At 35.4% G+C, this 13,895-nt stretch carries 12 protein-coding genes; 2 read left to right on the forward strand and 10 right to left on the reverse strand.

Annotated elements, in window-relative coordinates; genetic code table 11:
• Nucleotides 1–25: 25 nt before the first annotated feature.
• The 8 genes from AABM59_RS00520 to AABM59_RS00555 all read right to left on the reverse strand — a co-directional run bounded on the left by AABM59_RS00520 (nucleotide 26) and on the right by AABM59_RS00555 (nucleotide 8,425).
• A complete protein-coding gene (locus AABM59_RS00520; RefSeq protein WP_338407021.1) occupies nucleotides 26–706 on the reverse strand; it encodes a CoA transferase subunit B in 681 nt (226 codons plus the stop codon).
• A 91-nt stretch (nucleotides 707–797) separates the two neighbouring features.
• Nucleotides 798–1,505 (reverse strand): CoA transferase subunit A, encoded by a 708-nt coding sequence (locus AABM59_RS00525; protein ID WP_338407022.1) that lies wholly within the window; start codon nucleotides 1,503–1,505, stop codon nucleotides 798–800.
• A gap of 218 nt (nucleotides 1,506–1,723) precedes the next feature.
• Nucleotides 1,724–4,033 (reverse strand): transglycosylase domain-containing protein, encoded by a 2,310-nt coding sequence (locus tag AABM59_RS00530; RefSeq protein WP_338407023.1) that lies wholly within the window; start codon nucleotides 4,031–4,033, stop codon nucleotides 1,724–1,726.
• 9 nt (nucleotides 4,034–4,042) lie between these two features.
• Entirely contained in the window at nucleotides 4,043–4,522 is a 480-nt protein-coding gene (locus AABM59_RS00535; protein ID WP_338407024.1) for a gliding motility lipoprotein GldH, read from the reverse strand.
• A complete protein-coding gene (gene ricT, locus AABM59_RS00540; RefSeq protein WP_338407025.1) occupies nucleotides 4,506–5,789 on the reverse strand; it encodes a regulatory iron-sulfur-containing complex subunit RicT in 1,284 nt (427 codons plus the stop codon). The genes AABM59_RS00535 and ricT overlap by 17 nt, the downstream gene beginning before the upstream one ends.
• Nucleotides 5,790–6,006: 217 nt before the next feature.
• Nucleotides 6,007–7,362, reverse strand: a complete 1,356-nt coding sequence (locus AABM59_RS00545) for a rhodanese-related sulfurtransferase (RefSeq protein ID WP_338407026.1) — start codon at nucleotides 7,360–7,362, stop codon at nucleotides 6,007–6,009.
• 136 nt (nucleotides 7,363–7,498) lie between these two features.
• Nucleotides 7,499–7,885 carry a hypothetical protein gene (locus AABM59_RS00550; protein WP_338407027.1) on the reverse strand — a complete coding sequence of 129 codons (387 nt, stop codon included), beginning with the start codon at nucleotides 7,883–7,885 and terminating at the stop codon, nucleotides 7,499–7,501.
• A gap of 129 nt (nucleotides 7,886–8,014) precedes the next feature.
• Nucleotides 8,015–8,425 carry a BrxA/BrxB family bacilliredoxin gene (locus AABM59_RS00555; protein ID WP_338407028.1) on the reverse strand — a complete coding sequence of 137 codons (411 nt, stop codon included), beginning with the start codon at nucleotides 8,423–8,425 and terminating at the stop codon, nucleotides 8,015–8,017.
• Nucleotides 8,426–8,633: 208 nt separating this feature from the next.
• Between AABM59_RS00555 and AABM59_RS00560 the strand changes: the two genes are divergently transcribed.
• Complete coding sequence (locus AABM59_RS00560) at nucleotides 8,634–10,505, forward strand: Nramp family divalent metal transporter (RefSeq protein WP_338407029.1); 1,872 nt, start codon at nucleotides 8,634–8,636, stop codon at nucleotides 10,503–10,505.
• A 94-nt stretch (nucleotides 10,506–10,599) separates the two neighbouring features.
• Nucleotides 10,600–11,253: a metal-dependent transcriptional regulator gene (locus AABM59_RS00565; protein WP_338407030.1), complete on the forward strand. Its 654-nt coding sequence runs from the start codon at nucleotides 10,600–10,602 to the stop codon at nucleotides 11,251–11,253.
• Nucleotides 11,254–11,660: 407 nt separating this feature from the next.
• On the opposite strand, the gene AABM59_RS00570 is transcribed toward AABM59_RS00565, so the two are convergent.
• Together AABM59_RS00570 and feoB are read right to left on the reverse strand one after the other, a co-directional pair.
• The gene (locus tag AABM59_RS00570) at nucleotides 11,661–11,783 is read right to left on the reverse strand and encodes a FeoB-associated Cys-rich membrane protein (protein WP_338407031.1); all 123 of its coding nucleotides are present in this window, start codon (nucleotides 11,781–11,783) and stop codon (nucleotides 11,661–11,663) included.
• A 6-nt stretch (nucleotides 11,784–11,789) separates the two neighbouring features.
• Nucleotides 11,790–13,892 carry a ferrous iron transport protein B gene (feoB, locus tag AABM59_RS00575; protein WP_338407032.1) on the reverse strand — a complete coding sequence of 701 codons (2,103 nt, stop codon included), beginning with the start codon at nucleotides 13,890–13,892 and terminating at the stop codon, nucleotides 11,790–11,792.
• Nucleotides 13,893–13,895 lie beyond the last annotated feature (3 nt).

The following is a 13,895-nucleotide window of genomic DNA, read 5'->3' on the forward strand; positions in this document are numbered from 1 at the left end:
TTGTTTTTTGGAAACTTTGACAAAGTTAATCGTGATATTCGGCAACTTGCTCAATCACCATTTCGGGAATTTCTCCTTCGATAATTAAGTTCGCTTCGGTAGAAGTAATGATGTGTTCTACTGAAACACCTGGCGCACGTTCTAAGAGTTTAAAACCTTTTGGAGTTACTTCTAAAACGGCTAATTCCGTAACTACTTTTTTTACACAGCCAACACCTGTTAAAGGTAAAGTACATTTTTTAAGAATTTTAGATTCACCGGCTTTGTTGATGTGCATCATAGCCACGATAATATTTTCGGCAGAAGCGACTAAATCCATTGCGCCACCCATTCCTTTTACCATTTTTCCGGGAATTTTCCAGTTGGCAATATCTCCGTTTTCGGCAACTTCCATTGCGCCAAGAATTGTCAAATCGACGTGCTGCCCGCGAATCATACCGAAACTCATCGCCGAGTCGAAGAAAGAAGCGCCTTGTAAAGTCGTAATGGTTTGTTTTCCGGCGTTAATTAAGTCTGCGTCTTCCTCTCCTTCAAAAGGGAAAGGGCCCATTCCTAGAACGCCGTTTTCGCTTTGAAACTCCACGTCAATTCCTTTTGGGATGTAGTTTGCCACTAAGGTTGGAATGCCAATTCCGAGGTTTACAAAATAATTATTTTGAACTTCTTGGGCGATGCGTTTTGCGATATCTTCTTTTGTTAAAGCCATGATTTTATGTTTTGAACCATTAAGAAATTAAGGATTTTGAACCATATTAAAAAACACAAGTTCAGTTTTCGAATGGATTACTAAAAACGGATTATAGAACACTTTTTTTTCTCACCGTTCTCTGCTCGATTCTTTTTTCGTATTTCTCGCCTTGAAAAATGCGTTGTACGAAAATTCCAGGAATATGGATTTGGTTTGGATCTAATGTTCCGGCCTCTACTAATTCTTCGACTTCGGCGATGGTAATTTTTGCTGCACCAGTCATACAAGGATTAAAATTTCGGGCAGTTCCTTTGAAGATGAGGTTTCCTGCGGCATCTCCTTTCCAAGCTTTTACAATAGAAAAGTCAGCTTTGAAAGCGAATTCCATCACGTGCATTTTTCCGTTGAATTCTCGGGTTTCTTTTCCAATGGCCACTTCGGTTCCGAAACCCGCAGGTGTAAAAAAAGCGGGAATACCAGCTTGAGTTGCGCGACATCTTTCTGCGAGAGTTCCTTGTGGAATAAGCTCCACATCGAGTTCGCCGGAAAGCATTTGTCTTTCAAATTCGGCATTTTCTCCCACATAGGAAGAAATCATTTTTTTGATTTGTTTCTTTTGTAAAAGGAGTCCGAGACCAAAATCATCTACTCCGGCATTGTTAGAAATACAGGTGAGGTTGTTGGTTTCTTTTTTTACTAGCTCTGCAATGGAGTTTTCCGGAATGCCACACAGCCCAAAACCACCAAGCATTAAGGTCATCCCGTTTTCGATTCCTTGGAGCGCTTCTTGTACGTTTTTAACTTTTTTGTTGATCATAATAATTAGGTTACTAATTCCCTTTGAAAGGGAAGAAAATCAAGATTGATATATTATTTTGAAAACAAATGCCCTAGCCCAGATGGCAGTGATATCCTTTTTATTGCTTCTTTAGCAAGGAAAAGATTTATCGAACAGCTGGAAATAGCTCCAAACTAAAAAAATCCTCTAAAAAAAGATTTCTTTGTTCCGATAGTTACCAGAACCCGTAATTACGACTATAATCCAAATTCTTCGGTATTTTGTTCAATATCGATACTGTCTTTTACTTTTGGGGCGGTAAAACAATCCACTTTTATGGAAAGGTTTGGAGGTCTTTCGAAATCTAATTTTGAAACTTTGAGATTTTCGTCTGCATAACAAAGTTTCATAAAATAACCCCAAATTGGAAGCGCTGCGGTTGCCCCTTGACCATAAGTTATGGATTTGAAACGAGCAGAACGGTCTTCACACCCAACCCAAACGCCAGTAACAAGATTAGGAACCATTCCCATAAACCATCCGTCAGACTGGTTTTGTGTGGTTCCGGTTTTCCCTGCGATTGGGTTTGTAAACATATACGGATAACCTGTCCAGCGATTATCGCCACTTCCACCACCTTGTGTTCTCAATCGTGCGCCAGAGCCACTTTCAGTAACACCTTCGAGTAATTTGATAACGGCAAATGCGACATCTTTATTTAATACGTCGTGCGATTCGGGAATGGGCTCAAAGATGACCACCCCGCTTTTGTCTTCTATTCGGGAAATGAATTGAGGTTTTACATATACGCCTTGGTGCGCAAAAGTTCCATAAGCCGCCACCATATCTTCAACGGTAACATCAACAGCACCTAGGGCTATTGAGGGTTGTGCGGGAATATCAGATTTTACACCCAGTTTGTGTGCCATTTCCACAACGGCCTCAGGGCCTGTTTTGTCAATTAATTTAGCTGAAATGGTGTTAATTGAATTTGCCAATCCTTGCTTCAATGTAACCATTCCCTTGTATTTATTGTCGGAATTTCGTGGTTCCCAATCTGCAGTAACGTGATGACGCCCTTTGTGAATCATAAACGGACCATCTATAATAGTGTCGCAAGGCGACATTCCTAATTGCTCGATGGCGGTTGCGTAAACAAAAGGTTTGAAAGTGGACCCCACTTGTCTAGCTCCTTGTCCCACGTGATCGTACTGGAAATATTTGTAGTTTATTCCGCCCACCCAAGCTTTTATTCCACCCGTTTGGGGATCCATTGCCATTAATCCGGATTGCAAAAAATGTTTGTAATATCGGATGGAATCTAAAGGAGTCATAACGGTGTCTTTTTCTCCCTTCCAAGTGAAGACGGTCATTTTAGTTTTTATGTTGAATTTTTTTATTATTTCTTCATCGCTTTTTTCTTCTTGTTTCATCAAGTACCACCTGTTTGACGATTTCATCGCTTGTTTCAAAATACGCTGGGTTTCAACATCAGAAATATTTACAAAAGGAGCATTTTTATTGTTTTTAGATTGAAGGAAAAATTCTTCTTGAAGGTTTTCCATATGTTTTGTAACTGCTTCTTCGGCGTGCAGTTGCATTCTAGAATCGATAGTGGTATAAATTTTTAAACCGTCTTTGTAAATGTTATAATCAGAACCATCGGGTTTTTTGTTTTCATCGACCCATTTCTTCATATAATCACGCAAATATTCTCTAAAATAAGTTGCGGTTCCTTCGCGGTGACTTTCGAGTTTAAAATGTAAAACGATAGGTTCGTTTTGTAGTTTTTCTTTTTGAGATTGCGTGATGATATCGTTTTTTGCCATTTGAGCAAGGACCACATTTCTACGATTGGTTACACCTTTAATGTTTCTAACAGGATTGTACAATCCCGAATTTTTAAACATTCCTACAAGCATTGAAGATTCGTCTATGGTTAAATCTTTTGGTTCTTTCGAAAAATAAGTCTTTGCCGCTGAACTTACTCCAACAGAATAATTACCAAAATCATACACATTGCAATACATTGCGATTATTTCGTTTTTAGTATATTGTCTTTCTAAACGGATGGCAATAATCCATTCCTTAATTTTTTGTACAATTCGAAAAGGCAGAAATCTAGAACCTTCACCGTGAAATAATTGTTTGGCTAATTGCTGTGTTAAGGTACTTGCTCCACCGGTAGTTCCTAAACTAGCGATTGCCCTCAACGTTCCTCTTCCATCAATTCCGGAATGTTCATAAAAACGCTCGTCTTCAGTAGCGACAAGCGCTTGAACGAAGTTTTTAGGTAAATCGGAGTATTTTAATTGGGATCTATTTTGCTCAAAATACTTACCTAAAATAACCCCATCGGTCGAGATGATTTCGGTAGCTAAATTAGAATCTGGATTTTCTAAATCTTCGAAAGAAGGCATCGGGCCGAGAAGTCCCCAAGAAGCAAATAAGAAGAACACCATAACACTTCCCATTCCATAAAAGAAAATTTTCCAAAAATTCTTTTTATAATAGGTTATGTTATCTTGGTTTTTTTTTGCTTGATTGTTGTTTTTTTGAGCAGCCATAATTCTATGTTAGTCTATTTTTTCTATTCTGAAACCCACATCGGTAATTCCCTCTAAAGCCAAAACCCCAGAAATTTTTCCACTTTCCCTAACCGCCTGTTTAATGTGAACTTTAGATATTCCGTTCAGTTTTGCTTTGTCTTTGTAGAGCAACTTGCTTTCCTTTATGTCGGTAAATCCATCACCTAAAAGGCTTCCATCTGGATTTGCCATTTGGTATTCAAGCGTATCGACTTTTGTAAAACCATTCGTTTTTTCTAATGACACAATTAGAAAGATATTGTTAAAAGGATAGTTGTTGTTGTCTCTCAAATTGACAAACAAATTATATTGTTTTAATGAATCTAATTCGGGCAAGTTGAAGGTTAAAACACTGTCTTTGTGCCAACCACTCCTGGTGGATTTGTATTCGTCAAAAACTCTTTTTTTATCACACGAATAAAAGAGAGTCACAAGTAAAAGAAGCAATACACTATTCTTTATTCTCATTTTTAGTGATAATTATGGGTTTTCTTGCCACTACTAGTTTTTCGTTCGCCTCCTTGGGTTTGGCGTTTTGGTTTGGATTATTGTTATTATTGCTTTTGTTGGGTTGGTTATTGTTGGCTACAATCAAATTCTCACCAGATGATTTCCGATTTTTATTTGATTTTTTCTTTTTCTTAGGTTGGTCAAAACGCGTTAAACTTTCCTGACCCATAGCGTTATTGAAGTGTTTTTCTGGTTCTTGAACAATTTCTATTGCAAAATCTTCCAATGAAGCCACTTTGTTTTTGAGTTTGTTTTCGGTAATGATTTCCTTGACTTGGTCAATCTTCAATACATGCCAGTTAGCAAAATCATTGATGTAGGCAAACCACATCATTCCTTTGAAAATATCCTGTTTTTGGCAAATAGCATCTCCTTTTTCGGTAACTAATTTTGTGTCAAAACTAGGAAATCCATTCAGCGCATCCATATAAGTATCGAGTTCATAATTCAGGCAGCATTTTAATTTACCGCATTGTCCAGCCAGTTTTTGAGGATTCAAGGACAGTTGCTGATAACGGGCCGCTGAGGTATTGACACTTCTAAAATCAGTTAGCCAAGTGGAACAACATAACTCTCTTCCGCAAGAACCAATTCCGCCCAAACGAGCCGCTTCCTGACGAAGACCTACTTGTTTCATCTCGACCCTGGTGCTGAATTCTTTCGCAAAATCCTTGATTAATAGTCTAAAATCGACTCTGTCATTGGCAGTATAATAAAAAGTGGCTTTCGATCCATCGCCTTGGAATTCGATGTCGGAGATTTTCATTTCGAGTTTTTGGGCAATCGCCAATTCACGAGCCCGAACCTTCATAGGCTCTTCTTTATCGCGCGCTGTTGACCAAATATCGATGTCTCTTTGGGAAGCTTTTCTGTAGATTTTTGTGATTTCAGCACTGGTAGGATTGACTCCTTTTTTCTTCATTTGGATGCGTACCAATTCTCCTGTCAATGTCACAATTCCTATGTCATGACCCGGTGAAGCTTCGGTAGCGACGATGTCGCCCATACTTAAAGTCAGTTTTTCAGTATTGCGATAAAATTCTTTTCGGCCGTTTTTGAAACGTATCTCAACGCAGTCAAAAGGCGCTTCGCCATTGGGTAAACTCATATTAGAAAGCCAATCGAAAACCGTCAATTTGTTGCAGCTATCGGTGCCGCAAGTCCCATTATTTTTACAACCTTTTGGCGCTCCGCCATCAGAAGTTGAACAACTTGTACATGCCATAATTTATATGTAGTATTGTGATGAACACAATTTAAGTTCTTAAAACGTTTAATTTGTAAAGATATTATTTTAATTTAAGGTTTATAAGTTTAAAGTTTAAAGTTTTCTTTTGAGGAACTTTTAAATTAAAACAGCAATTTTTTCATAGCGATAAATAGTAGGGTTAAAATCTTTATCAAAGTTTTGAACGTTGACAAAAGTTGAAGGTCTTGAAAAACTAGTCTAAAACTTTATATAATTTATCAGACAATCGAATTCTGAAAGGAACTTTGAAAGTACATATGTCGCCAGCAATTGCTTTTTGTGCAGCATTTTCGTTGACAAACATTTCTGAAAGTATCATTTGTTGTTCGCCAGTTGTACTGCCTTTGATAAGGATTTTATCGCCAATTTTGATTTCGTTTTCTTCAATTTCGAATTGAGCGATACTTACTTTTGGATAAAAATGAGTTCCTTTTCCGATCAATGTTTTCTTGATTTTTTGGGCTTTTGCAACAACTGATTTTTTTTCTTCAGCAACAAAAACTCCTTGACTTTCTATATTATTTTTGAACGTTAAAACGTCTGATTTTCCTTTTTTGAATATTTTATTTCCGTTTTTTAATCCACGGCGAACGGCTTTTTGTTCGTCTTCGGGAAGATGAATTATCGACACACATTTGTCCGAACAGCAACCTTCCATTTTTGATTTACAAGAATCACATTGGATAAAAAGCAAATGACAACCTTCGTTGTCGCAATTGGTATGCACGTCGCAAGGGGCGCCACATTGATGGCATTGTGAAACAATATCGTTGGTGATTCTTTCGCCCAAGCGGTGATCAAAAACAAAGTTTTTACCTATGAATTTGCTTTCTAAACCTTCGGCTTTTACTTGTCGGGTATATTCAATAATTCCGCCTTCGAGCTGATAGACGTTTTCAAAACCTTTGTGTTTGAAATAAGCACTGGCTTTTTCGCAACGGATTCCTCCGGTGCAATACATCAATACTTTTTTGTCTTGTTTGTGTTCGGATAATTGTTCTTCGATTATGGGCAAACTTTCTCTAAAAGTGTCCACGTCAGGTTTTATGGCGCTGGTAAAATGACCAATTTCTGATTCGTAATGATTTCGCATATCGACCACAATAGTGTCGGGATCTTCTAAAAGAGCATTAAATTCCTTGGCTTTTAAATGGATTCCAATATTGGTTACATCAAAAGAAGCATCTTCTAAACCATCAGCCACAATTTTATCACGGACTTTTACGGTCAGTTTCAAAAAGGAATGATCGTCCTGTTCTACGGCGATATTCAGACGAACGCCTTTCATAAAAGGATAGTTTTCAATCGAATCTTTAAAGGCATAAAAATTGTCGGCAGGAAGTGATAATTGGGCGTTAATTCCCTCACTGGCGACATAAATTCGGCCCAGAACCTCAAGTGGATTCCAAGCTAGGAATAATTCGTTACGGAATTGTGTTGGATTTGGTAATTGCGCATAAGCATAAAAAGACAAGGTAAGGCGTTGCCTTCCGGCATCATCAATCATGACCGCTCTTTCCTCTGCGCTTAATGTGTTGTACAGTTGCATGCTATAAACAGTTTAAGTTGAGAAAATATTTGTGCAAAGGTAGAATCTTTACCACAAAGGCGCAAGGGTTTTGAAAAGTTAACAAAGAGCTGTATAAAAACCGCATGAACGAAGCTTTATGGTAATTGTGTGGTTTTTACTTGATCACGGTACAAACGCCATTGACACATTTGACTTCGGTTGGAGGCGTTATAGCCATACAGTCTGACATGGCATTCGTTTGAATGTTGTACAACCGATTCATTTCATTGTAGTTTAAAACCATTTCTTTTAGTTTATCCAAGTTGACACTATTGGAGAAAACCAAATAGGACCAAGGGCCACCACAAGGTTTTGAGCCAAAGGCAATATAACCACATCCAAGATTTTCGTAGCAAGAAGAGCTATTGATGTAATTTTGAATTTCCTGTTTTTTGGTTTCTAATTGCGTTGACGTGATGAGGCCTGAAGTATTGTTTGAATCACTACATTGAAAACCTTGAAGCACTAGAGAAATCGCTAAAACTTTAAAAACCCATTTCATTTTAATAAACTTTTGGATTATGTTGAAGAGTAAAGTTACATAATTTGGGTAAGATTAGTGTATATATTTTTATTAAAAACAAAAAGCACTAAATTAATAGTGCTTTTGACAAATTTAAAGATCAAATAATTAACAATATTCCTCGAAAGCATCTTTTAAGTTTTCAGCAATCAATTCAGCAGGGCGGCCTTCAATATGGTGACGCTCTAGCATGTGAACTAATTCGCCATCTTTGAACAAGGCAATACTGGGTGAAGATGGAGGAAATGGAAACATAAATCCCCTTGCGGCATCAACCGCTTCTTTATCAACTCCCGCAAAAACAGTCACTAAATGATTTGGTTTTTTAGCGTTGTCTAAACTCATTTTCGATCCCGGACGAGCATTTCTTGCAGCACAACCACAAACCGAGTTAACCACAACAAGAGTTGTTCCTTTTGCTTTCATTGCGTTTTCAACGTCTTCTGCCGTATGTAATTCTTGAAAACCAGCAGCTGTTAATTCAGCTTGCATTGGTTTAACCATTTCTTCTGGATACATATTTTTTTATTTAAAGATTATTGATTTCAGATATAAAAAATCTAGACACAAAGGTACAAAGTTTCAAAATAAGATGTAAGATTGAATTATAAAGTTTTGTTATAGTTTGATAATTAAGTTTAATTTTCAAATCGACATAATTTAGTTTTGTCTAAAAATTTTATTTGATTAGTAAAAATAATTTATATTTGCTACAAATACCATTTTTATGAATCATTCACTAGAAGAAGTAAATCAATCTGTAGCCACCCAAGACAAAAAAACTAGATTCAGAAAAATCCTTGCTTTTTTCGGACCAGCATATTTAATCAGCGTTGGTTATATGGACCCTGGAAATTGGGCAACAGATATTGCAGGCGGAAGTCAGTTTGGTTATGCATTACTTTGGGTTTTATTGATGAGTAATATAATGGCCTTGCTTTTGCAAAGTTTAAGTGCTAGATTAGGAATTGTAACCCAAAGGGATTTAGCACAAGCCTCTCGAGAAACTTATTCACCATTTATCAATTATATTCTTTATTTTCTTGCTGAAATTGCAATAGCCGCCTGTGACTTGGCCGAAGTTTTGGGTATGGCAATAGGTATCAATTTATTGTTTGATATTCCGCTTATTGATGCAGTTTTAATAACCGCTTTAGACACTTTTTTATTGTTGTTTCTTATCAACAAAGGCATTCGTAAAATGGAAGCGTTTATTATTGCATTAGTTGTGGTAATTGGGATTTCATTTGTTTTTGAAATGTTTTTTGCTCAACCAGTTATGGGTGATGTAATGCGAGGTTTAATTCCTTCAATGCCAAATTCTGCTGCTTTATATATCGCTATTGGTATTATTGGTGCTACGGTTATGCCTCACAATTTATACCTACATTCCTCTTTGGTTCAAACTCGAAAATTCGATCGAACACCTTTGGGAATTAAACAAGCTTTAAAATATAATTTTATTGATAGTACAATTGCGCTCAACCTAGCTTTTTTTGTAAATGCTGCCATTTTAATTTTAGCGGCAGCCACATTTCACAATAACGGACTGTTTGATGTTGCTGAAATTCAAGATGCACACAAAATTATGGAACCTATTTTAGGCACCAAATGGGCGCCTATATTATTTGCTGTTGCACTGATAGCAGCAGGTCAAAGTTCGACTATTACAGGAACATTGGCAGGCCAAATCGTAATGGAAGGCTATTTGAATTTAAGAATCCAACCTTGGGTTCGACGAATAATTACAAGATTGATAGCCATTATTCCAGCAGTAATCGTTATCACTATTTTTGGCGAAAGCGCCACTGGAAAATTACTGATTTTGAGTCAGGTGATTTTGAGTTTGCAATTGGGTTTTGCCATTATTCCTTTGATTCACTTTGTGAGTGATAAATCCAAAATGAAAGGGTTCCACATTAGTAAAACAACTCAATTCGCCTCATGGATTGTAGCCTTGATTATTGTTTCCTTAAACATACAATTGGTGTATAATGAAATTGAAGGTTGGTTAGCAACCTCAGAAGACCCATTAGTTTTATGGCTTACTGTAATACCGCTTTCATTTGCCTTTTTAATATTGCTTTTTTACATCGTATTTAGACCGTTTATTACACGAGCAAAAATCGATATTCACAACCATTCTCCACATAATTTAAATTTACAATTCTCTAATAAAGGAGGGTATAATAAGAAGAATGTTGCAGTTACTGTAGATTTTACATCATCTGATGAAGGCGCCATAAACAGTGCGTTTGAATTAGGAGGCACAGACGCTAAATATACTTTAATTCATGTGGTGGAAACTGTTGGAGCAATGATATATGGGGATAATATTGACGATCATGAAACACTAATTGATGATAAATTATTGAAAGAATATAAAAAGATGCTTACTGAAAAAGGATTTCAAGTTGAAACAGAACTCGGTTTTGGCACCCCAGACAAAGTGATTCCTGAAATTATAAATAAGGGCGAGTATGATGTTTTAGTTATGGGAACACACGGCCACACAGGCTTCAAAGACTTGCTTTTTGGGACTACTGTTGACAAATTGAGACACAAAATTTCGATACCTTTGTTTATTGTTAAGAATTAAAAACAGGATTAAGAATTAAGTAGTATATATCAATTTTTTTATTAAAATTCTATAATCTGCAATCTAAAATCGTTAATCTAGAACCATAAATCAAATGACATTTTCAGAAGAAAATTATCTTAAAACCATCTATCACCTTGCTGGAATCACTAAATCCGAAGTGAGTACGAATGCTATTGCCGAAATGATGGAAACAAAACCATCATCGGTTACGGATATGATTAAAAAATTATCCGAAAAGGACTTAGTAAATCATATAAAGTACCAAGGTGTTTCACTCACAGAAAAAGGCAAATTATCTGCAAAAATGATTGTTAGAAAACATCGCTTATGGGAGGTGTTTTTAGTTGAAAAATTAGATTTTTCTTGGGATGAGGTTCATGATATTGCTGAGCAATTGGAACATATTAAATCAGAAAAATTAATTAATAAACTAGATGATTTTTTAGGCAACCCTACCGAAGACCCACATGGTGATCCAATTCCTAATGCCAAAGGTCAAATAATTACTATCGATAAACAATTACTTTCAGAATTAATAGAAAATCAACAAGGGATATGTGTTGGAGTAAAGGATAGCTCAGCCGAATTCTTGAAATACTTAGACAAACAAGAAATTGCATTAGGCTCCACAATTGAAATATTGGCTAAAGAAAGTTTTGATTTGTCTTTAAAAATTAGAGTTAACCAAACTATCTTGACTATTTCTAACAAGATAGCTATGAATGTTTATGTGAAACTAAATTAGGGTTTTATTCTTTTTTTTGTAAATTATACCTTAAATTTCAAAACAAAAACACTTTTTTGTCGTCGTAATCAACCGGAATAAGGTTTTCATAAGCATTGGTTACACAAGAAGTTACTAGAACGATGAGCAAAGGTGCTCAATCTGGAATACAGGATTTTATTCAAAATGTTTCTGAATACAATTTAGAAGACTGGCCCCGCTAACTTTACCTTCATAAAAAGTTAAGAATAAAACTTAATTTTAATTTATGAAAAAGATGCGAAAGATTTATTTGCAAAAAAAGAAAAAGAAATAGAAGAGAGCCTTAAAATGATTGAAAATAAAAGCAGTGAAATTGAAAAACAGCGTCAATTAATTTTTAGTATTCAAAAAGAGTAATCAACTCAAATATTTTATTTAGAATAACTTTAGTGACAACCACAACCATCACCACAATTTTTATCGCTTTTTTTCTTTTTGAAAAAGAATTTTTTAATCAAAAACAAAACAGCAATTCCTAGTGTAATATAAGCTAAAATCTCTTGTAACATAATCAGTTATTTTAATATTTGATAAGCTAACAAAGCTACAATATAAGCAAAACTACTCATAAAAATTAATTGACCTAGAGGCCATTTCCAACTATTAGTTTCTTTTTTGGTCACCGCAAGAGTACTCGCACACTGCATGGCAAATGCATAAAACAACAATAGAGAAATTCCTGAGGCAAAATTAAATATCTTATTTCCTGTTTCAGGATGAACTTCAGCGGCCATTTTATTTTTTATGGTGTCTTCATTATCACTACCACCTACACTATATATTGTTGCTAAGGTTCCCACAAAAACCTCTCTTGCTGCAAATGAACTAATAATAGCTATGCCAATTTTCCAATCATATCCCAATGGTGAAATAGCAGGTTCAATCGCTTTTCCCATTATTCCAATATAAGAGTTTTCTAATTTATAAGAAGCTATTTTGTTTTTAAGTTCTGTTTTATCTATTCCAATATTCTCTGTATTCGATGTAATAATAGCATCAGCATCACTAAATTTATTTGTTGGACCATTCGATGCCAAAAACCACAAAATAATTGAAATTGACAAGATGATTTTTCCTGCTCCGTAAACAAATGCTTTTGTTTTTTCGATAACATTTATCACCACATTTTTTAATAAGGGTAACTTATAATTAGGCATTTCAACAACAAAGAATGTCTTGCAGTTTAGTTTAAGCACTTTGTGAAGCACATAAGCCGAAATTATTGCCATTGCAAAACCTAATAGATACAACAACATTAATGTTAGTCCTTGTAAATTCAAGAAACCAAAAACATATTGATCTGGAATTACCAGTCCAATGATAATGGCATAAACGGGTAATCTAGCCGAACAAGTGGTAAATGGAGTTACCAATATGGTGATTAATCTTTCTTTCCAGTTCTCGATATTTCGAGTAGCCATAATTGCTGGAATAGCACAAGCAGTTCCTGAAATTAAAGGCACTATGCTTTTTCCTGAAAGGCCAAATTTGCGCATAATTTTATCCATCAAAAAGACTACTCGACTCATATAGCCACTTTCTTCGAGGATAGAAATGAATAAAAACAAAAAGGTTATTTGAGGTATAAAAATTAAAATCCCACCAATTCCAGGAATAATTCCTTGAGCAATTAAGTTTGTAAATGAACCAGGTGGCAAGAATTTATTTGCCAAAGAACTTAAATCGGCAAAGGATTGATCAATTAGTTCCATCGGAACTTTTGACCATTCAAAAATGGACTGAAAAATTCCGAATAATATTAGAGAGAATATAAAATATCCCCAAACTTTATGGGTTAGAATTCGGTCTAGTTTACTTCTAAAATCTTTGGCTGTAGCCGAATTTACTCTTTGACCCAATTTCAAGACTTCATTTATATATTGATATCTCTTGATTGTTTCTTTTTGTTGTAAGCGTTTTAACTCCGAATTGGTTTTTGTAAACGAAGTGTTCTTTAAGGATTTTCTATTTAAATCAACAAAATTTACGTCCTGTGTAATAACTAACCAAAGCTTATATAATGACTGATTTGGAAATGTTTTTCTTAAGGATTCAAAATAATTATCATCTATTGAAGAGGCATTTAAACAGGGTTCTGTTGAAATGGTTTTGTAAGTGGTAATTAAATTTTTTAAATCTTCAATCCCAGATTTTTTTCGGGTACTTACTAATACAATTTTTGTGTTTAACTGGCTTTCTAAATATGGAATATCGAGTGAAATCCCTTTATAATCCATTCTGTCAATCATATTAATGACTAGAATTGTTGGAATCTCTATATCCTTGATTTGAGTGAAAAGCAATAAGTTGCGCTTCAAATTTTCGACCTCGGCAACCACAACAATTACATCAGGATAGAGTTTGTCGTTCTTGTTTAATAATAGTTCAATAACAACGCTTTCATCTATAGAACTTGCATTCAAGCTATAGGTACCCGGTAAGTCAAGAATATTTGCATCGATGGTGTTGGACAATTTACAAAAGCCCACTTTTTTTTCAACAGTAATTCCGGGATAATTTCCAACTTGCTGATTCAATCCTGTTAAGGCATTAAACACAGAGGTTTTTCCTGTATTAGGATTTCCAATTAAAGCGACATTAATGGTTTGCTTGCTCATTTC

Origin of the sequence: uncultured Flavobacterium sp., assembly GCF_963925185.1 — a bacterium.
Classification (GTDB): domain Bacteria; phylum Bacteroidota; class Bacteroidia; order Flavobacteriales; family Flavobacteriaceae; genus Flavobacterium.